At 66.2% G+C, this 18,552-nt stretch carries 20 protein-coding genes; 6 read left to right on the top strand and 14 right to left on the bottom strand.

The window, feature by feature from the left end; all coding sequences use genetic code 11:
• The first annotated feature begins 113 nt into the window (after positions 1-113).
• Positions 114-731: a DJ-1/PfpI family protein gene (locus ATJ78_RS00400; RefSeq protein ID WP_098405800.1), complete on the top strand. Its 618-nt coding sequence runs from the start codon at positions 114-116 to the stop codon at positions 729-731.
• On the top strand, positions 728-1,657 hold the full coding sequence (locus ATJ78_RS00405) for a CPBP family intramembrane glutamic endopeptidase (RefSeq protein WP_098405801.1): 930 nt from the start codon (positions 728-730) through the stop codon (positions 1,655-1,657). The genes ATJ78_RS00400 and ATJ78_RS00405 overlap by 4 nt, the downstream gene beginning before the upstream one ends.
• Positions 1,658-1,667: 10 nt before the next feature.
• Here the strand turns inward: ATJ78_RS00405 and ATJ78_RS00410 are convergent, their stop codons facing one another.
• Positions 1,668-2,501 carry an ABC transporter ATP-binding protein gene (locus tag ATJ78_RS00410; protein WP_098405802.1) on the bottom strand — a complete coding sequence of 278 codons (834 nt, stop codon included), beginning with the start codon at positions 2,499-2,501 and terminating at the stop codon, positions 1,668-1,670.
• A 587-nt stretch (positions 2,502-3,088) separates the two neighbouring features.
• On the opposite strand from ATJ78_RS00410, the gene ATJ78_RS00415 reads away from it, so the two are divergent.
• Together ATJ78_RS00415 and ATJ78_RS00420 are read left to right on the top strand one after the other, a co-directional pair.
• Positions 3,089-3,529 (top strand): VOC family protein, encoded by a 441-nt coding sequence (locus ATJ78_RS00415; RefSeq protein ID WP_098405803.1) that lies wholly within the window; start codon positions 3,089-3,091, stop codon positions 3,527-3,529.
• 65 nt (positions 3,530-3,594) lie between these two features.
• Positions 3,595-4,794 carry a pyridoxal phosphate-dependent aminotransferase gene (locus tag ATJ78_RS00420; protein ID WP_098405804.1) on the top strand — a complete coding sequence of 400 codons (1,200 nt, stop codon included), beginning with the start codon at positions 3,595-3,597 and terminating at the stop codon, positions 4,792-4,794.
• 92 nt (positions 4,795-4,886) lie between these two features.
• Here the strand turns inward: ATJ78_RS00420 and ATJ78_RS00425 are convergent, their stop codons facing one another.
• The 8 genes from ATJ78_RS00425 to ATJ78_RS00460 form a co-directional block, all read right to left on the bottom strand.
• Complete coding sequence (locus ATJ78_RS00425) at positions 4,887-5,150, bottom strand: hypothetical protein (protein WP_098405805.1); 264 nt, start codon at positions 5,148-5,150, stop codon at positions 4,887-4,889.
• Positions 5,151-5,194: 44 nt separating this feature from the next.
• Positions 5,195-6,007, bottom strand: coding sequence for a hypothetical protein (locus tag ATJ78_RS00430; protein ID WP_098405806.1), 813 nt, complete (start codon positions 6,005-6,007; stop codon positions 5,195-5,197).
• A gap of 6 nt (positions 6,008-6,013) precedes the next feature.
• A complete protein-coding gene (locus ATJ78_RS00435) occupies positions 6,014-7,159 on the bottom strand; it encodes a UDP-N-acetylmuramate dehydrogenase (protein ID WP_098405807.1) in 1,146 nt (381 codons plus the stop codon).
• Positions 7,156-7,596, bottom strand: coding sequence for a MaoC family dehydratase (locus ATJ78_RS00440; RefSeq protein ID WP_098405808.1), 441 nt, complete (start codon positions 7,594-7,596; stop codon positions 7,156-7,158). Before ATJ78_RS00440 ends, ATJ78_RS00435 begins: the two co-directional genes overlap by 4 nt.
• Positions 7,593-8,039, bottom strand: a complete 447-nt coding sequence (locus ATJ78_RS00445) for an FAS1-like dehydratase domain-containing protein (protein WP_098405809.1) — start codon at positions 8,037-8,039, stop codon at positions 7,593-7,595. Before ATJ78_RS00445 ends, ATJ78_RS00440 begins: the two co-directional genes overlap by 4 nt.
• A 67-nt stretch (positions 8,040-8,106) precedes the next feature.
• Positions 8,107-9,015 carry a DNA-3-methyladenine glycosylase family protein gene (locus ATJ78_RS00450; protein WP_098405810.1) on the bottom strand — a complete coding sequence of 303 codons (909 nt, stop codon included), beginning with the start codon at positions 9,013-9,015 and terminating at the stop codon, positions 8,107-8,109.
• Positions 9,016-9,017: 2 nt separating this feature from the next.
• Positions 9,018-9,527, bottom strand: coding sequence for a methylated-DNA--[protein]-cysteine S-methyltransferase (locus ATJ78_RS00455; RefSeq protein ID WP_098405811.1), 510 nt, complete (start codon positions 9,525-9,527; stop codon positions 9,018-9,020).
• A gap of 94 nt (positions 9,528-9,621) precedes the next feature.
• Complete coding sequence (locus tag ATJ78_RS00460) at positions 9,622-10,470, bottom strand: sulfite exporter TauE/SafE family protein (protein ID WP_342744768.1); 849 nt, start codon at positions 10,468-10,470, stop codon at positions 9,622-9,624.
• Here ATJ78_RS00460 and ATJ78_RS00465 point away from each other — a divergent pair.
• Together ATJ78_RS00465 and ATJ78_RS00470 are read left to right on the top strand one after the other, a co-directional pair.
• Positions 10,469-11,245 carry an alpha/beta fold hydrolase gene (locus ATJ78_RS00465; protein ID WP_245836150.1) on the top strand — a complete coding sequence of 259 codons (777 nt, stop codon included), beginning with the start codon at positions 10,469-10,471 and terminating at the stop codon, positions 11,243-11,245. The genes ATJ78_RS00460 and ATJ78_RS00465 overlap by 2 nt on opposite strands.
• Entirely contained in the window at positions 11,242-12,003 is a 762-nt protein-coding gene (locus tag ATJ78_RS00470; RefSeq protein WP_098405814.1) for an SGNH/GDSL hydrolase family protein, read from the top strand. The genes ATJ78_RS00465 and ATJ78_RS00470 overlap by 4 nt, the downstream gene beginning before the upstream one ends.
• 119 nt (positions 12,004-12,122) lie before the next feature.
• Here ATJ78_RS00470 and ATJ78_RS00475 read toward each other — a convergent pair whose 3' ends face one another.
• From ATJ78_RS00475 to ATJ78_RS00495, 5 genes are all read right to left on the bottom strand, one after another.
• Positions 12,123-14,759, bottom strand: a complete 2,637-nt coding sequence (locus ATJ78_RS00475) for a multicopper oxidase domain-containing protein (RefSeq protein ID WP_098405815.1) — start codon at positions 14,757-14,759, stop codon at positions 12,123-12,125.
• A complete protein-coding gene (locus ATJ78_RS00480) occupies positions 14,746-15,864 on the bottom strand; it encodes a DUF8744 domain-containing protein (protein ID WP_143741349.1) in 1,119 nt (372 codons plus the stop codon). Before ATJ78_RS00480 ends, ATJ78_RS00475 begins: the two co-directional genes overlap by 14 nt.
• A 173-nt stretch (positions 15,865-16,037) precedes the next feature.
• On the bottom strand, positions 16,038-16,592 hold the full coding sequence (locus ATJ78_RS00485) for a YceI family protein (protein WP_098405817.1): 555 nt from the start codon (positions 16,590-16,592) through the stop codon (positions 16,038-16,040).
• Positions 16,593-16,670: 78 nt separating this feature from the next.
• Positions 16,671-17,411, bottom strand: coding sequence for an aminoglycoside 3'-phosphotransferase (locus ATJ78_RS00490; RefSeq protein WP_098409114.1), 741 nt, complete (start codon positions 17,409-17,411; stop codon positions 16,671-16,673).
• A gap of 78 nt (positions 17,412-17,489) precedes the next feature.
• The gene (locus ATJ78_RS00495) at positions 17,490-18,518 is read right to left on the bottom strand and encodes a YeiH family protein (protein WP_098409115.1); all 1,029 of its coding nucleotides are present in this window, start codon (positions 18,516-18,518) and stop codon (positions 17,490-17,492) included.
• Between the last annotated feature and the right edge of the window lie 34 nt (positions 18,519-18,552).

The raw sequence follows: 18,552 nt of genomic DNA on the forward strand, positions 1-18,552 counted from the left end.
GCGACAGCGTCACAGGAGCAGGCGACAGCGTCACAGGAGCAGGCGACAGCGTCGCTGGAGCAGGCGACAGAGTCTCTTGAGCAGCCGACTCTGCCACGTGAAAAGATGAGGGCATGCGGTCACCACGTCACGTCGGAATCGTTCTCTTCGAAGACTTCGAGCTCCTAGACGCTTTCGGCCCCATCGAGCTACTCAGCCGACTGCCAGAGGAATTCACGATTTCACTCGTCGGCCCCACAGCAGCGCCAGTCCGCAGCCGACAAGGCACGCTCGTCGTCGCAGACACAAGCTATACCGACGCTCCAGCCCCCGATATCGTCCTCGTACCGGGCGGCCAGGGCACCCGCATTCTCGCCGCCGACCACGAATTTCTGTCATGGCTTTCCGACTGGGCACGTTCTGCGCAGATCGTCACATCAGTGTGCACGGGTTCAGCACTGCTGGCAGCATCCGGTCTCCTCGAGGGATACCGCGCAACGTCAAATAAGCGCGCATTCGAGTGGGCCGCGCAGCACGGAGACGACGTGAGCTGGCAGCCACAGGCACGCTGGGTCGTCGACCGCAACCGCTGGACATCATCGGGCGTCGCCGCAGGCATGGACATGACACACGCTTTGATTGCAGATCTCGTCGGCACGGATGCTGCCACAGAAGCCGCAGCGAGCATCGAATACGAGCCGCACACCGACCCCGACGTCGATCCCTTTGCCCCGCCGAGCGGAGCCGCATGACCGGCAGCACCCGGCGCCCCGCCCAGGCTCTCGGCGTCTATCTTGTTCTCGCATTCGGGATGTCGTGGCTCATCGCGCTGCCACTGTGGCTGAGCGGCGATGGCCTGCAGCATCCGGCATTCGGCACCATCGCCCTGTGCATGATGCTCACTCCCGCCATCGCGGCGCTCGTCACCGTGTTCGTCGTCGAATGCCCAGAGCACCCCGCCGAAAGGCTGGGACTCGTCCCGTTGCGACCGGCAGGACGCTTTCTCGCGTACCTGGGCCTCGGGCTCGCGGTTCCGGTCACGCTCGTCTTCGGCGCGTTCGTCGCGGGCAGCCTGCTCGGCGTCTACCCCGCGGACTTCACTCGCTTCTCCGGGTTCCGCGAGATGCTGATGGCGCAAACGGGCGGCCGGCTGCCACTGCCGGTCGGCGTGCTCGTGGCACTGCAATTCGTGAACGTCGTCCTCGGCAGCATCCTGAACCTGCTTCCCGCACTGGGTGAAGAACTCGGCTGGCGCGGCTGGCTCCTGCCGCACCTGCAGCGGTTCGGAACTGTTCCCGCGTTGCTCGTCAGCGGAATCATCTGGGGGCTCTGGCACGCCCCCCTGCTGCTGCTCGGCTACAACTACCCGACGGCACCCGGCTGGCTCAGCGTGCTGATGATGATCGGAATGTGCACGCTCGTCGGCTCGGTGTTCGCGTGGCTGCGCATTCGTTCGCGCTCAGTGTGGCCCGCGGCACTTGCGCACGCCGCCTTGAACGCGTCCGTCGGCCTCTCGATGGTGTACGTGCAGTCAGGGTCGACGTTCGACACCGTGCACGCGACGATCCTCGGGTGGTCGGGCTGGATACTCCCTGCCGTGCTCCTGGCCCTGCTCATCGTGACGAAGCAGTTCGCATGGCCACCCAAAGCTCCCGTTCGCAGGCGAAACTTCTTCTAAGCCGCGCCCGTCACTCCCATGTGCCGTCGCCCGCTTGAATGTCGCTCGGCGTCTCGGGAACGGCGTCAAGCGGAACGACCATCGGCTTTCCCGTCACCGGATCGTCAACGCACACGGCACGCAGCCCGAAGACCTCGTGCACGAGCTCTGCCGAGACGATGTCGGCCGGCGCGCCCTGCGCGATAATGCGGCCGTCGCGCATGGCGATGACGTGATCGGCATAGCGGAACGCCATATTGAGGTCGTGCAACACGGCGACGAGCGTGTAGCTTCCGTGCGCGTGGAGGGACCGACAGAGATTGAGAACGTCGATCTGGTGGGCAATGTCGAGAAAGGTCGTCGGCTCGTCGAGCAGCAGAAGCGGAGTCTGCTGTGCCAGCACGAGCGCGAGCCAGACACGCTGTCGCTGACCACCCGAGAGTTCGTCGACCTGCGCATCGGCGAGGTGCAGCACGTTCGTCGACTCCATCGCGTCATGCACCGCGGCTTCATCGGCTTCTGACCACTGCCGCAGGAGACTCTGATGCGGAAAGCGTCCACGCGAGACCAGCTCGAAGACCGTGATGCCGTCGGGCGCGACCGATGACTGCGGCAGCAGTCCAAGGCGTCGCGCCACCTCTTTCGACCCGTACTCCGTTATTGCGCGTCCGTCGAGAATGACCTGACCGGCCGTGGGTGACAGCAACCGCGACAGCGCGCGCAGAAGCGTCGACTTTCCGCACGCATTGGGCCCGATGATGGCGGTGAACGAACCCGGAGGAATCGAGACGTCGAGGTCAGCGGAGATGACACGCCCGTCGTATCCGAGCGTCAGCCCGCGCCCCGCAAGCGTCTCCTGCGTCACGACGTCCCTTCACTCTCGGTTCCCATGCGCGGTATGCCGCATGCGCACGCAAATTTAGCACAGCCTTACCTCACGAATTGTGAGCGCAAGCGAAGCATTGGGCAATTTCTCACGCGATCGAATCTCGACGGGAGATTCTCGCCCACTCGACCGATCGGGCTCAGAAAATTTACGCATTTTCGCAATATGACAAGGTCGACCTTTCTTTTCTGACTCAGTGGGGTTCCGCCTCGCCCGCGGAGGCGCACAGTAGTAAGTACCCCGCAACACAACCGCGAAGGAGGACATCATGACAAGCACACGTATCGTGCGCGACACCGATCAGACGCCCGCGGCTGTGGAACTTGCGGCGGCATGGAGCGAAGACCCGTTCTGCCACCTCACTGTTCCGATGGACTGATCCATCAGCAGTCGCACGGCATACCCGCCACTGCGAAGATCGCGTAGAACGCAATCGAAACGAATGGATGCTGCGGCCCACTGCGGGCCGCAGCATCCACTTCTTGATCTCTGCCTCTTGACACCCGTCACGGTCTTTGCCAGCTTCGACGTCACACTCATGATGGTCTGAGCAAAGGAGCAGGATCATGTCGCCCTCGGAAGACGATGCCGCAAGCATCTTCGTCAACATCACCACGAGCGACCTCGAGCGATCGAAGACGTTCTACACGGCGCTCGGCTGGAGCATCAACCCGAACTTCTCCGATGAGAACGCAGCGTGCGTCGTCGTGAGCGACACCATCTATTTCATGGTTCTCACGAAAGAGTACTTCGCGACGTTCACAGACAAAGACATTCCCGATCCGCGCACGACCGCTCAGGTGCTGATCGCGATCAGCCGACCCAGCAGAGAGGCCGTCGACGGCATTGTGGATGCCGGGCTCGCTGCAGGCGGAAGCGAGCCTCGCGAGGCCCAGGACCTCGGGTTCATGTACAGCAGGGACCTCGACGATCCCGACGGCAACACTTTCGAGTTTCTGCACATGGATCCGGCCGCAGCCGAGGGAGGTCCCGACGCCGTCGCGTAGCGCCGACTCAAGGTCGCTCTCGCTCGCCCCTGGGGTGCGCGCGGTCAACGCGCTACCCTCGTTGTGTGGCTACGACACCGAGACTCTCACAGAAGATCACCGCAATCGCGGAGTCGGCGACGCTAAAGGTCGACTCCAAGGCCAAGGCGCTCAAGGCGCAAGGCGCTCCCGTCATCAGCTTTGCCGCGGGTGAACCGGACTTCCCGACACCGGAGCACATCGTCGAGGCGGCCATTGCCGCAGCCAAGGATCCGGCAAACCACCGCTATACGCCGGGAAAGGGCCTGCCCGACCTGCGCGAGGCCGTGGCTCAGAAGACGCTGCGCGACTCGAAGGTCGAGGCGAGCCCAGACCAGATCATCATCACCAACGGCGGAAAACAGTCGGTATACGAGTCCTTTCAGGTGCTCCTGAACCCGGGCGACGAGGTCATCATTCCGACGCCCTACTGGACGACGTATCCCGAGGTGATCGGGCTCGCAGACGGCGTCGCCGTCGACGTCTTCGCCGATGCCGAGCAGGGGTACAAGGTCACCGTCGAGCAGCTGGAAGAGGTGCGCACCGAACGCACGAAGGTACTGCTATTCGTTTCGCCGTCGAACCCGACAGGTGCGGTCTACTCGCCCGACGAGACGCGGGCGATCGGCGAGTGGGCGCTTGAGCACGGCATCTGGATCATCACAGACGAGATCTACCAGAACCTCACGTACGACGGCGTCGAGGCGACATCGATCGTCGCGGCGGTGCCCGAGCTCGCCAACCAGACGCTGCTCGTCAACGGCGTCGCCAAGAGCTACGCGATGACCGGATGGCGCGTGGGCTGGACGGTTGGGCCGAAGGATGCCATCACGGCAATGACCAACCAGCAGTCGCACCTGTCGGGCAACGTCAACAACATCGCGCAGCGTGCCGCGATTGCCGCGATCACCGGCTCGCAGGAGCCCGTCGAGCAGATGCGACAGGCGTTCGACCGGCGTCGCCACGCCATCGTCGAGCAGCTGAACCTCGTGAACGGCTTCACGGTTCCGACGCCGCAGGGCGCATTCTACGTGTACGCCGACGTCTCGGGTGTGATCGGGCGCACCATCGACGGCGTGACGCCGACCAGCTCGCTCGAAGTTGCCGATCTGATGCTCGACAAGGCACAGGTCGCCGCGGTTCCCGGCGAGGCATTCGGACCGAGCGGGTACCTCCGCTTCAGCTACGCGCTCGGAGATGATGCCCTTCGCGAGGGGGCAGAGCGCCTGCAGAAGCTGTTCGCCTGAGCAGTGAGTGACGAGAAGGCCGGGTGCGACAGCATCCGGCCTTCTTTCGCTGGTGTGATCGTTCGTTGATCAGCGTTCGCCAAGCGCGTTCGTCAGAGCACGATCGCCAGAACAAGCCCGGCGATCACGATAGCGATCAGCGCGATGATCGCTACGACGATCCACGGTGAGAGGGAACGTGCGGGGCGCGAGGGCCTCTGCTCGGGCGACGCGCCGTAGGGCTGCGACGAGTTCGGAAGGTTGCGGATCACAGGACCTTGCCCGGTCCACGGCTCGTTGCGATGCTGCTGAGCGTTCTCGCGCTCGCGCTGCTCGGCAGCATCCGGAGTCTGCTGATTCGGCCTGTTGTCGCTCATGGGCTTCCTTCCGGGAGAGTCCGCTTTCAGCCTAACGCAGGACATCAGTTCAGGGTCATGGTGAACTGATCGACGATCTTCTGCGCGAACGCTTCGTCATCGAAGGACTCCGAGCCAAGGCACGAGAGCGTGATGCCGTACGACGAGTCCTGCCACATCATGCCGCGCGTGAGCTGCAGGAAGAAGCCGCCGGCGTAGTCGAGGCGTCGCCCCATGAACTCGATCGTGTTTCCGTCGGAAACAGGCATTTCGACGACGAAGTCGTCGCCGTGATCGTCGAGATCGGGAAACTGCGCGCGCAGGTTGGCCTCGCTGAGGTCGAGATCGCGGGCCGTGTAGTACCCGTCGTTCTTGTCGGGCTCTGGGTCACCGAAAATGTAGATCCACTTGGGATCGGCCGTGAGATTACACACGGGATCGTCGCTCAGCCAGTATTCGCCGAACTTGTCGGTCTCGCTGTACCAGTTGTCGGCGAGGTTCTTCTCGAACGTGACCTCTTGCTCGAAGTACGCGTAGCTCGACAGCGGGTAGACGCCGTCGACCGGTGCCGAGTAGGGCGGTGGGTCGTAGCTGGGAGGTTCCCCGAGTCCCGTGTCGGTCGGTTGCGGGGTCGGCGTCGCACCCCAGGGAGCGCTGGGCTCTGCCGTCGGAACGGGAGCAGCCTCGGGCCGTGCCGTCGGGAGCGTGCTCGCGACGAGGCTTGTCACCGCGACGATGGCGATCGCCGCGAACGCCGTAATGCCGACGCCGGCGACGATCCAGCCCCAGATGCGCCGACGCTTCGACGGCGGAACCGGAGCGTCGTCGTTGTCGGAGCCGTGAAGATCATCGGGAACGGGCGGCGGCGTGAAGCTCATGAGGCCTCAGAGTTCGATATCGATGAGAACAGGTTCTGGCTGCAGCGTGATGCCGAACTCTGACTGCACGCGCGCCTGCACGAAGCGTGCGAGTGCGGCGATGTCGTCGGCGCGGGCGTTGCCCTGGTTCGTGAGAGCGAGCGTGTGCTTCGACGAGATCGCGGCGCGCGACCCGGGAAGGTGGAAGCCGCGCGGAATGCTCGCGTGCTCGATCAGCCACGCAGCGCTGAGCTTGACCTCGCGCTGCAATGTCGCCTGGATCGGGGGCGGCGCGACGACGTCGCTCGATCCGTCGAGCGGGATCACGGTGACGGTCTCGTCGATATTGCCCTGCGGCCAACGCGGAGCGTCAGCGGGGAGCACACGCGATGCCTGCTCGGTCACGATCGGGTTGGTGAAGAATGAGCCGGCACTGTAGGTGTCGCGATCGGAGGGATCGAGAACCATGCCCTTCGAACGCCGCAGCCTCAGCACGGCGTCGCGCACGCGCGTGAGCTCGACCCGGTCGCCCAGCTCGACCTCGAGCGCCGACGCGAGCTGCGTGTAGGCGACGGGCCGGCCCATGCCGTCAGGAGCCTCGGTCAGCAGCAGGTCGACCGAGAGCACGACGGCGTCTCGTTCAGCATCCGCTCCCCCATGCCGTTTGAGTACCGACGTGCGGTAGCCGAGCCCGAGGGCGGATGCTGGTACGTGCGATCGCTCGCCCGTCTCGACGTCGAGAAGTTCGACGCCGAGCAGCACACTCGAGAGCTCTTGCCCGTAGGCGCCGATGTTCTGAATCGGTGCGGCGCCGACCGAGCCGGGAATGCCCGACAGCGCTTCGATGCCGGCGAGGCGATTCTCGACCGCGTACGCGACCAGGTCGTCCCACGTCTCGCCCGCCTGCACGCGCAGCACAACACCCTCGTCTGTGGCGATGCGCTCGATGCCCTGCGTGCGAATGAGCACGACGGCCCCGGCGATCTCGTCGTCTGTGGCAACGGTGTTGGAGCCTCCGCCGAGCACCATCCACGGCTCGTCGCTCTGCCACAGGTCGGTCAGCTGCGCGACGAGCTCGTCGGTGTCTTCGGCCACCAGCATCCGCTCGGGCGCTCCGCCGATGCCGAGCGTCGTGAGCTCGGCGAGCGGAGTCGGTTCGGCGAGCTCACTCACGCGAGTTCCACCACCACCTGCGCTTTGCCCAGCACGGTCGCGCCGTCAAACGAGACGGTCAGGTCAACGCGTGCGGTCTGCGCGTCGTTGTCGAGAGCGCCGATCTTCGCGACGATCGAGACGTCGGCGCCGTTCTGCGGGTCGACGACGATGGGGCGGGTGAACTTCACTTGGTAGTCGGTGATGCGTGCGGGATCGCCGGCCCAGTCGACGACGGGCTGCACAGCGGCGCCCATCGTCAGCATCCCGTGCGCAATCACTCCGGGAAGATCGACGGATGCTGCGACGTCGTCGCGGTAGTGGATGGGATTGAAGTCCCCCGATGCTCCTGCGTAGCGCACGAGCGAGTCGCGCGTGAACGTGACGCTTCGCTCGGCGACCACGTCGCCGACGGCGAGCTGCGAGAGGGCGGGAACCTGCGGCGTTGCGCTGCTCATTCGTCTCCTCGCACGACAAGGGTGGAGATCGCGGTCACGACGTGCTCTCCCGAGGCGTCGGTGATGACCGTATCGGCGGTGACCATGGCGTGGGCGCCGAGCGTCTTGACGCTCGACACCGTGAGCTGCGCCGTGAGCTCGTCGCCCGCGACGACGGCGCGCGTGTAGGTGAAACGCTGGTTGCCGTGCACGACACGGCTGAAGTCGATGCCGGCGTCTGGCTCGGCGAGCAGCTGAGCGAGGGCCTTCTCTTGCACGACGACGGGAAAGGTCGTCGGTGCAACCACGTCGCTGTGGCCTGCGGCGCGAGCAGCCTCGACATCGAGGTGGATCGTGTTCGTCGCGACCACGGCGCGCGCGAACTCGCGCACCTTCTCGCGACCGACGAGGTACGGCTCGGTCGGGGGCAGCGTGCGCCCCTGCAGTTCGGGATTCACTGACACGAGTGCAAGCCTACCGGGCGGCTCCTTGACGCGTGCCGAGAACAGGACAGAGTGCCGAGGACCGACGTCAGCGGACCGCGCAATACGCGTGCTCAGTCCAGAGGTGGAACGTCGCGTAGGCGCGAAGCGGATGCCACGGCTCACTGCGCCGCGTTGCCTCACGCGCGTCGGCTGCGCCCATCGCACGTCGCAGCACAAGGTCGCCCGCGGGGAACGCGTTGCGGTCTCCGATCGCACGCACCGCGAGGTAGTCGGCCGTCCACGGTCCAATGCCTGTGATGGCCAGAAGCCGGTGGCGGATGCTGTCGGCGTCGCCGTCAAGCGTGAGTCCCGCCGCGAGCTCGCCGACGACGGCGTGCAACGTTGCCGCTCGTGACCGCGTGAGCCCGATCGCGTCGCGGATTTCGAGCGGATCGAGCGCTGCGATCTCGGCCGCGTCGGGAAGATGCCGAAAGCCGGTCGCGGTGTCGAGCGCACCGAACGCGGCGACAAAGCGGCGCTGGAAGGTGCGCGCCGACGCGAGCGACACCTGCTGCCCGAGAACGGCGAAGCAGGCGGCCTCGAGATCGTCGATGTGCCCGAAGATGCGCAGGCCTGGGCGTTTGCCAATGAGGGGCCCGATGACCGGGTCGGTGCCGAACTGCTCCGTCGCAGTCGCGGGATCGGCGTCTAGATCCAGCCAGCGCCGCACGCGCCGCGCGAGTTCTGCATCGATCGGCAGGGAGCTGGTGAGCGTGACGCGGTCGTCGCCGAACGTGACGCGGATCGTACCGCGGAGACCGTTGTGGCGGATGCCGCGTGTGATGACAGCATCCGGAGGCTCTGCGGTGCGATCTTGGATGGTGTCCGGCGCAGCGAGGGGCGACTCCGGAGCATCGATGCCCGGCACGGCGTGCGTGCGCTGCGCAGCGAGCAGCGCGTCGACGTCATACGGCGGCGCAAACGGCAGGTCGAGCGTGTGCGGCAGTGAGTGCATCGTCAGAAGAGCCAGTCTGCCGCTGGCGCGCCGTCACGCTCGAGCGAGAGCAAGAACCGTTTGCGCTCGAGGCCTCCCGCATACCCGGTGAGCGAGCCGTCTGCGCCGATCACGCGGTGGCACGGAACGACGATCGACAGCGGATTGCGCCCGTTAGCCGTGCCGACGGCGCGCGACAGCCGGGGATCGCCGAGGTCGGCCGCAAGTTCGCCATAGCTGCGCGTCTGCCCGTACGGAATGTCGCGAAGCAGCATCCATACCTTCTTCTCAAAGTCGGTGCCCACCGGGTCGAGATCGAGATCGAACACCGTCCGCTCACCGGCGAAGTACTCGTCGAGCTGACGCGCCGCGCCCGCGAGAACGGCGCCGTCGCGCACCCCGAGCCCCTCGGCATGGTCGTGTCGCGGGGACGCCATCCACACGGCGGTGAGACGCACATGCCCGGATGCTGTCTCGCCGACGAGCGTCAGCGGCCCGATGGGCGAGTCGACGACGCTGTGCACGGTTGTCATAGTGCCTCCAGTTTCTCGCGGACCACCGACAGCGCTCGGGTAGCGGCGGCTCATGTCTTACTGTGCAGACGCGCGCGGTCGCGAAAACGTGAGATCAGCGCGAGCGAATGGCGCGCACCGAAAGCTGCACCGCGATCGCGGCGAGGAACACGGCGAACAGGATGTTGGCGAGCACGGGGTCGATTGCCCCCGCGACGATGGCGCCGAGCGCTGTCGTCAGGCACGCGCACAGGCCGATCGTGATGGCCGCGGGGAGGTCGACGTTGCGGCGGCGGACGTTGCCGATCGTTCCCGAGATCGCCGTCGGGATCATGATCGCGAGCGATGTTCCCTTGGCGACGAGGTCGCTCGCGCCGAACACGAGAATAAGCATCGGAACGATGACCGCTCCCCCGCCGATGCCGAGAATCCCCGAAAGAATCCCGACGACGAGGCCGAGCGCGATGAGCCCGACGATCGAGAAGCCGTTGAGGTGAATCTCGGCGTCGCGCGAGGGAATCACGAAGAACATCGACACGATCACCGCGATGAGAAAGGCGATGAAGGCCCACTGCACGGCCTTCTTCGGCAGCTTGTGCAGAAGATGGCTGCCGAGCTGCGCGCCGGCGATCGACCCGACGCAGAGTACGAGGCCGGCGAGCCACACGACGTCGCCGTGCAGCGCGTACGACACCACGCCCGCGATGGAGGTCGGCACGATCGCGGCAAGCGAGGTTCCCGCCGCGCGCTTCTGGTCGAACCCGGCGAGGCCGATGAGCAGCGGCACGACGATGATGCCTCCGCCGACCCCGAAGAGTCCCGACATGAATCCCGCCACGAGCCCGATGACGACGAACGACACCCAGTCGATGCGTCGCCTCATGCCTGTGCCCCTTTCGCGCTCGAACCTCACACAGACTATCGGTAGCGCAAAGCGCCTCATGGCATGGTCGAATAGAAGCATGCTTCCGTCAGCGCCAGACCCCCGCTTCGTCCGTTCCGGCGATGTGCAGCTCGCGACCTACGAGATCGGCGAGCCCGACGCGCCGCCCGTCATGCTCGTGCACGGCTTCGCCTCGAGCGCCGAGGCGAACTGGGTGCTCACCGGGTGGACGCGCGAGCTTACGCGCTCGGGGTTTCGGGTCATCGCCCTCGACAACCGGGCGCACGGCCGCAGCGACAAACCGCACGACCGTGCCGCGTACAGCATGCCGACAATGCGCGACGACGTGTTTCGCGTCATGGATGCCTACCGGATCACGTCGGCGCCGTGGGTCGGCTACTCCATGGGCGCGCGCGTGACGTGGTACTCGGCGCTCACCGAGAACGAGCGTGTCAGCCGCGCGGTTCTCGGCGGCATCCCCAAGGCCGATCCCTTCGCCCGGCTCGACGTCAAACAGGCTCGGGACTACACGCACATGGGTTTGCCCATCACGGATGCTGTCACGCGCACCTACATCGAGATGGCAGCAGAGCAGCGTGACAACGACCTCTTCGCGCTCGTCGCCCTCGTCGAGGGACTTCGCGGCGATCCGCATGCCGCGATCGACGAGGCTCCGCCGCAGCCCCTGCTGATCGCGGCGGGCAGCGATGACGCGATCGCTGCCGAAGCGCGCACGCTCGCCGACGAGGCGCCGAACGCCCGCTTCGTCGGCCTGCCGGGACGCACACACTTCAATGCGCCGACCTCGGGTCTCTTCCGCCGCGAGGCGATTGCGTTTCTGAAGGAGGGCGCGTGATCCGCAGCTACGTCGCGGTTGGCGACAGCTTCACCGAGGGGGTGGGCGATGACCGGCCCGACGGCAGTGTGCGCGGATGGGCCGACTTCGTCGCTATCGGGCTGCAGGCAGCATCCGCCGACCCCATCGGCTACGCGAACCTCGCGATCCGGGGGCGCAAGCTCGGCCCGATCGTCGACGAGCAGCTTGAGCCCGCGCTTGCACTCGGCGCCGACATGCTCACGTTCAACGGCGGCGGCAACGACATCATGCGGCCGCGCGTCAAGATCGACTGGGTCGTGGAGCGCACGATGGACGTCGTCGACCGCACCCTTGCCACCGATACGCGACCGGTCATTCTCGCGGGCGCGAATCCGTCGCGGCACCTGCCCCTCGGGCGGCTGATCCGCAGTCGCGGCGACGAGCTTGCCGAGGCGGTCGCCGACGCGCTCGGCGGAACAGGCGTGCTGTTCGTCGACAACTGGCACGACGAGCAGCTTGAGGCTGCGCGCTATTGGTCGGCCGACAAGCTGCATCTCAATGCACTCGGGCACGCTCGCGTTGCGGCGAACGTGCTCGAGGCGCTCGGCATCGCGGTTCCGCACGAGTGGGGCGTCGAGACGGTGGCGGATGCTGGTGAGAGCGAGCGCCGCACGTTCATGTACTACCGCGAGTACGTTCTTCCCTGGATCGGACGTCGCCTCACGCGACGCTCGTCTGGCGACGGGCGCGTCGCCAAGCGCCCGACGCTGCTTCCGGTGAGTACCGCCAGTGAGTAGGTGTCGCCTCAGCACTCTGCGCCCAACGTGCACAATTTCGGAATTCCCTCGCGTGTCACCGATGTGAGAGCGCTCTCCCTCGGCGTGTCGCAGCAGATTTCCGAATTTGTGCGCGGGAGTCAGGTCGTGACGTGGACCGCTCCGGTCGCGCCCTTCTCAGCATCCGACATGTAGTGCGACACAAACGGATACGTTCCCGGATCGGGGAATGCGAGCTCGACGAAGCCGCCCTGCGCCGGCGCGAGATCGAGCGCCTGGGCGCCGCCGACACCCGTTGAGCCGCCGTCTTTCAGCGTGTAGTCGCCCTCCTTCCAGACGGTGTGAAACTGTCCACCGATCACGTGGAACGACGACGCAATGTTCGGCCCGGCGTCGAGCACCCAGAAGCGCACCGTGTCACCGGCGGCCGCCTCGAGCGGAACGTCCCGGTACTGGTTGGCATAGCCATTGAAGGCGACGATGTCGGGGAGCTGCGTGGCAACAGCATCCGGGTCCACCGTGCCGCCGGCGTCGCCGAGGTAGAACTCCGACTGAACCAGCACGAACTCGTGGTCGACGGGCGCCAGGTCGGGCGGATCGATGATCACGGCACCGAACATGCCGTTCGCGATGTGGCTGGACATCGGCATCGTGGCGCAGTGGTACATCCAGATGCCTGCGCGCGTCGCCGTGAACGAGTACTCGAGGCTCTCCCCCGGCATGATCGTGCGCATCGGCTCGTCGGGCGCGAGCGTTCCGGCGTGAAAGTCGATGGAGTGCCCCATCGTGCCGTTGTTCACGAGCGTCACGTCGAAGACGTCGCCGACCGAGCCGCGCAGCACGGGGCCCGGCGCTGCGCCGTCGAACATCCAGAGCGTCTGCGTGACGCCGGGAGCCACCTCGACGTCTCTCTCGGTGACCGGCAGCGTGATCTCGTGCACATCGCCCTCGGGTGCGGGGTCGAGCGCGGCGTCGTAGGGTACGAAGCCTGCGTCGGGCGACAGATGAAAGTCGAGGTCAGCAGCGGCGGCCTCACCAGCATCCGCCATGTCACCGTGGTCATGCGCGGCGATCTCGTCGGATTCACCGAGAGCGCCCACGGCTACCACGCTGAGTTCCATGCCCATGGCGCGGTGCCCCGTCACCGAGCACCACCCGGCCATGTCGTCGGAGATCACGCCGACGTCGATGGTCTCGCTCTCCCCCGGCGCGAGGCGTTGCGAGGCCACGCCGTTGGCGAACGTGAGGTCGTGAACATCGGTTCCGGTGTTCGTGAACTCGACAACCAGACGGTCTCCGGCGGGCACCTCGAGCACGTCGGGAACAAAGCGCATTCCATCGACCGTGACCTCGAGCGTCGTCGTCTCGCCCGTCGCCGCTACCTCCGAACCGCCCGTCGTGTTGATTCCCGCGGCAGCCGGGTCGACGGCGATGCCCCCGGCGACGGCGAGAAGAACAACGGATGCTGCCGTGACGAGCTGGCCGCTCACGGCACGGCGCGGCTTCGCCTGCTCCGGCTTCGTGCCGATGCGCAGCTGTGCCCCTGGAGCGTGCGTTGCGGGCGCGGGCTCGGCCTTTCGCTCACGCAGCCCCACGACGACCGCGCGCACCGCGAGCACGAGGAACGCGATGAATACGGCGAACACGACAAGGCTCAGCAGCACCTTCACGACGCTCGGCACCGGCAGCAGATACGTGGCGATTCCGGCGTTGATCGTCGCGACGCGAAACACAGCACCGCGATCAAGCTCGGCCTCGGAGCGCTTGCGGGCGTTCGGCCGCCCCATGATCACGGGCAGAAGGTAGCTGAGGGCTCCGAGCACGATCTGCACGGCGAAGCCGGCGATGAACGGCTGCACGATCCACGCGAGCCTGTCGACAGCGATGGCCCATGTCAGGGCGCTGCCGATGCCCGCCGCGAGAAACACCGCGCACACCGCGAGCCAGCACAGTGCCGCCCCGATCGAAAGGCCCGCGTAGCTGAGCCGCGCGGCATCCGCCATCTGTCTGGTCCCCTCGAACAGCACAAGGGCAAGGGCGACGAGCCACACCGCAGCGCCCACCGCGACGAGCGGGAGCGCATCGGCCGTCGCGCCCGCGAGAACGAGCACAATGCCGAGAATGGATGCTGTCAGCACGAGCGGCGAACGGCTGCCGTCTGCGGGGCGCATTCGGGCGTGCAGCACCGTGGGCCAGAAGAGGATCACCGTGCCGAGCACGGTCGTTCCCACCCAGCCGAGCAGGTTGACGGTGACGTGCGCGACGAAGAGGCGGGCGCGAAGCGGGTCGTCTGCCGGCACTTGCGACATCCAGAAGCCGAGGCCGACGCCCACGATAAGCCACACCGCTGAGACGGCATAGAACCGCACGAGCGGCCCGAAACGCGACGTGAGCGCGCCGCGAAGCTGCAGCGTCATGGTGATCGCGTGCATGACGGCGGCTGCGGCAACAAGCACAGCCCCGGCGAGAATGAGCGGCATCGTACTGGTGAGAACGCCTGCAACGACGAGCGCGGCTCCGGCGGTGTGCAGACCGAGTCGGATGCCGAGGCTCGCTCGGCCGCCCGGAGCCTGTCTGCGGGTCAGGGTGTCGGCGAAGTGCTGACTCCAGATGAGAATGGCCGTGCTGACGGCGCCGAGCATCGTCACGTGCACCATGAGCCAGGTGCTGTGCGGCAGAAACCGGTGCGCCGTGACCGCGGCAATGGCTCCCAGCATCCAGAGCCCGAGTAGCGAGTTCGTGATGATGTACCAGGTGCGACGCTCAAGGCTGCGCATGAGGTTCTCCCTTCACGCGGGTCGTCCTGCTCGCGGACACGGCTGACGCCGCCGCGCACAGCAGAAACAGCACGATTGCCGCGACGTTTGCGATGCCGCCGACCTGCACAACGGTGCCTGCTCCCCGCACGTCACCGATCGCACGCACGATGAGCGACAGCTGCAGAAGCGCGACGGGAACGTAGAACCACGGGCGGTACGGCAGCGGCGTTCGCAGAACGGCGGGAAGAATGACCGAGGCATGGGCCATGATCATCGACATCACGAAGCCCAGCAGAACCGCGTGCGTGACAAGGTCGTATGCGGCAGCATCCGGCTCCCCGCCCGCAAGCAGGACGGCGCTCGCGGCCGCGAGCCACGCGTAGCCGCTCAGCAGGCACACCGCCATGTAGCGCGCGGCGCCGGTCGACGCGATCGTCACGCGCGCGACATCGACAACGAGAAGCCACACGACGAGCACGAGCAGCACGGCACCGAGAACGGCGTGAGCGGTTCCCGGCCAGATCACCGTTGCCAGTGCAGAGGCGGAGACGCCGATTGCGAGGGCGAGCCCGGCGTTCTCGCCCCGAGCTGTGAGCCCGCCCGCGCGCCCCAACTCGATGCGCTCGCCCACGATCGTGAGCACGAGAAAGACCGCGGCAACGAGACTCACGCTCGCGAAGGGCACTCCGGCGGACCAGAGCCCCGCCGCAAGGAGCCCGCAGGTTGCGGCGAGCGCCTGTACGCTCGTTGCCACGGCGGGCTGCCGCTGCCAGATGAGCCGGTAGATGACGAGCATGAGGGCAAGTCCGAGCACGATCGCTGTTCGCCCGACGGCGGCGGGAATCGGCGTGATGAGGCTCAGAGCGCCGAGACTGAGCAGAAGCGGAGCCGCGTACGCCCAGGTGCGACGGATCGCGACGGCGCGTTCGAGAACGACGAGCGATCCGACGAAGCCGAACAGCATGGCGGGCGCGTGCGCGTCCTGAAGTGCTTCAGCATCCATCTCGAACACGCCCATGCGCGCAAGCCCGGCTGCCATGCCGACGAGAAGTGCGACACCGGCCGGTGCGGCGAAGGCAAGACGAGCAACGCGCACGCCACCCCCGCCTGCTGGGGCGTGCACGCTGTGAGGGGAACGCGCTGCTTTCGGCACGGTTCCAGCCTACCGCTCATGTTCTACAACTTGTAGAAGTTGTCGCTCATCGACGGCTCCGGCAGGCGACGCGACAGGCTTGTTAACGTTCGACGGGGCCGCGGCTCACGCCGCGACCCCGAGCTGACATGCTGGACGATGGACTACTGCTGAAGAGCGAACTGCAGGTCGAGCGTGATCGCGACCTTGTCGCCGAGGGTCATGCCGCCGGCTTCGATCGCCGCGTTCCAGTTGACGCCGTAGTCGAGTCGGTTGATGGTCGTCGACGCGGTGAGCCCCGCCTTGGTCTGCCCCTGCGCGTCGATGACGCCGCCGAACTCACCGGTCAGCGTGACGGGCTTGGTGACGCCGCGGAGGGTTAGCTCGCCCTCGATCGTGAAGTCGTCGCCATCGTTCGAGATCTTCGTCGAGCGGAAAGTCATGGTCGGAAACTCGTCGACCTTGAAGAAGTCGCTCGTGCGCAGGTGGTTGTCGCGGTCTGCCTGTCCGGTGTTGACGCTGGAAACGTCGATCGTCGCCTCAACGGTGCTGTCGGCCGGGTTCTCAGCGGTTACGACGGTGGCGTCGACGACGTCGAAGGTTCCGCGAACCTTGCTGATCATGAGGTGCTTGAGCGAGAACTCCAGTTTGGAGTGCATCGGGTCAAGCGTCCAGGTGCCGGCAATGTACTGGGGGTGAACGAGTGTGTTTTCAGTCATGTATCTATGCAACTGCATGTACTTTCGAACTATTCCTTGCCGCGACAACTTTTTTTGAGATTTTTCTCGCGCCCGAATTCAGGTCGCATTCCAGAGGTCGCGATAGTACGCCAGACGCTCACGATCGGGCTCGACGCCATACGCCTCGATAAGCGCGTCCTCCCACCCGGGGCCGTAGTTCCACTCGGTGCTCATCGATGCGACGGCGATATCAGCCCAGCGGTCAGCGACGCCGAGTGCGCCGAAATCCACGTGCCCGCTGCATCGCCCCACATCGTCGATAAGCGTGTTCGGGCAGCAGGCGTCGCCGTGGCAGACGACCAGCTTGTCGGCATCCGGTGCCTCTTTCAGGGGTTCAGGCAGATGGATGCCGCGGCCCGCCGCGTTCGCGAAGCGCGACTCGACTCCCCAGTCGAACGGGCACACGTCGACCGGAAGTGCGTCATGCAGGGAGCGAAGGCCCCGCCCGATCGCTGCGACTGCAACTGCCGGATCGGCGATCCATCGTGGCGCGACTGCGCTCTGGCCCGACAGCGCCTCGGTGACGAGCCATTCGTGGCGAGCATCCTGCCCCTGCTCGATGACGCGCGGTACCGGAATGTAGCGCGCCGCCCACGTCAGCCTCTCGGCCTCTGCGGCCATGGACGTCTCGGCATCGTGGGGACCCCACTTGATGTACCGGGCTTTGTCACCCGCTGCCGGCTCGGCACGAAACGTGAGTCCGCCGATCTGGTTGCGCCACACCGGAGTGAGTCGATCGTCTCCCGCGAGCTCTCGTACCACGGCGGGCACGGTGGTCGGTGCTGTCGGTATCGACACGGGCGGCTCCTTGCTCGATTCGTCCACGATCTTACGGTGGCCGACTCGGTGCGCCCCGGTGCCACGGTTCCGGTACGCTCAGGCAACGAGCATGACGCCGGCGAGAGCAATGCCCGAGACGACGAGAGTGCTGCACGCGGCGAGCGCGAAGGGCCTTGGTCCGACCGTGACGAGAGAGCGGATCTTGACGCCAGCGCCGAGCGCGAACATCGCCGCTGCGAGGAGCGCATTCTGAACGACGGATGCTGCGTCGACGATGGGAGCGGGAACGATGCCGAACGATCGCAGCGCGACCATCGCGATGAAGCCGACGACGAACAGCGGCATGATCGGAGAGCGCTTGCCCCCGGACCCGGCGCTCTGCCGGCGGCGCACGGCGCTGACCACCGCCATCACGGGAGCGAGCATGAGTACACGCGCGAGCTTGACGACGACGGCGACACCGAGTGCACCGCCCCCGATAATTCCACCCGCCGCGACAACCTGAGCAACCTCGTGAATCGAACCGCCCGCCCAGAGACCAGCACTGTGAGCCGTGAGACCGAGGGCGCCCGCCGCGAGCGGAACGAGTGGGATCATGAGGGTTCCGAAGAGCACAACAAGCGCGATCGCTGTCACGACCTCCTCGTCGTCGTCCGGCTCGACGACGCCGTCGACTGCTGCAACCGCCGCTGCCCCGCAGATCGAGAAGCCGCACGCGATCAGCAGCCTCTGCGTGAAGCTGATGCCCATCAGCTTGCCGATCAGCATCGTGGCAGCGATTCCTCCGACGACGATCGCGATCACGAGCAGCACGACGCCGAATCCGAGGCCGAGAACATCCCCGACCACCAGCTGAAGGCCGAGCAGCACGACGCCGACCCGCAGAAGCTTCTTCGCTGCGAACGCGAGTCCCGCGTCGAACATCGTTGAGAGGGGAACAAGGTTGCGCAGCATGACGCCGAGCACGATCGCGATCAGCAGCGCACTCACCGCCGGAATCAGACGGTTCACCGCGAGGGCGACACCGACGGCGACGGCGCAGAGCGCCAGTCCCGGCAGAAGGCCGCGAATCGGGCGACGCAGAGCAGGTGACGGAGTGATTCTCTCGGACGCAGGAGTAGACATGCTGTCAAGAATGCCGACGCGCACACTGCAACGG

It is taken from the genome of Paramicrobacterium agarici (genome assembly GCF_002563955.1).
Lineage (GTDB): Bacteria > Actinomycetota > Actinomycetes > Actinomycetales > Microbacteriaceae > Paramicrobacterium > Paramicrobacterium agarici.

What these genes read in the sequence shown, in the direction of transcription:
- ATJ78_RS00405 (WP_098405801.1), top strand. Translation starts at nt 728, where the DNA reads ATGACCGGCAGCACCCGGCGCCCCGCCCAGGCTCTCGGCGTCTATCTT.
- ATJ78_RS00455 (WP_098405811.1), bottom strand. Translation starts at nt 9,527, where the DNA reads ATGACAACCGTGCACAGCGTCGTCGACTCGCCCATCGGGCCGCTGACG.
- ATJ78_RS00495 (WP_098409115.1), bottom strand. Translation starts at nt 18,518, where the DNA reads ATGTCTACTCCTGCGTCCGAGAGAATCACTCCGTCACCTGCTCTGCGT.
- ATJ78_RS00415 (WP_098405803.1), top strand. Translation starts at nt 3,089, where the DNA reads ATGTCGCCCTCGGAAGACGATGCCGCAAGCATCTTCGTCAACATCACC.
- ATJ78_RS00430 (WP_098405806.1), bottom strand. Translation starts at nt 6,007, where the DNA reads ATGAGCTTCACGCCGCCGCCCGTTCCCGATGATCTTCACGGCTCCGAC.
- ATJ78_RS00450 (WP_098405810.1), bottom strand. Translation starts at nt 9,015, where the DNA reads ATGCACTCACTGCCGCACACGCTCGACCTGCCGTTTGCGCCGCCGTAT.
- ATJ78_RS00460 (WP_342744768.1), bottom strand. Translation starts at nt 10,470, where the DNA reads ATGCTTCTATTCGACCATGCCATGAGGCGCTTTGCGCTACCGATAGTC.
- ATJ78_RS00475 (WP_098405815.1), bottom strand. Translation starts at nt 14,759, where the DNA reads ATGCGCAGCCTTGAGCGTCGCACCTGGTACATCATCACGAACTCGCTA.
- ATJ78_RS00425 (WP_098405805.1), bottom strand. Translation starts at nt 5,150, where the DNA reads ATGAGCGACAACAGGCCGAATCAGCAGACTCCGGATGCTGCCGAGCAG.
- ATJ78_RS00440 (WP_098405808.1), bottom strand. Translation starts at nt 7,596, where the DNA reads ATGAGCAGCGCAACGCCGCAGGTTCCCGCCCTCTCGCAGCTCGCCGTC.
- ATJ78_RS00400 (WP_098405800.1), top strand. Translation starts at nt 114, where the DNA reads ATGCGGTCACCACGTCACGTCGGAATCGTTCTCTTCGAAGACTTCGAG.
- ATJ78_RS00465 (WP_245836150.1), top strand. Translation starts at nt 10,469, where the DNA reads ATGCTTCCGTCAGCGCCAGACCCCCGCTTCGTCCGTTCCGGCGATGTG.
- ATJ78_RS00485 (WP_098405817.1), bottom strand. Translation starts at nt 16,592, where the DNA reads ATGACTGAAAACACACTCGTTCACCCCCAGTACATTGCCGGCACCTGG.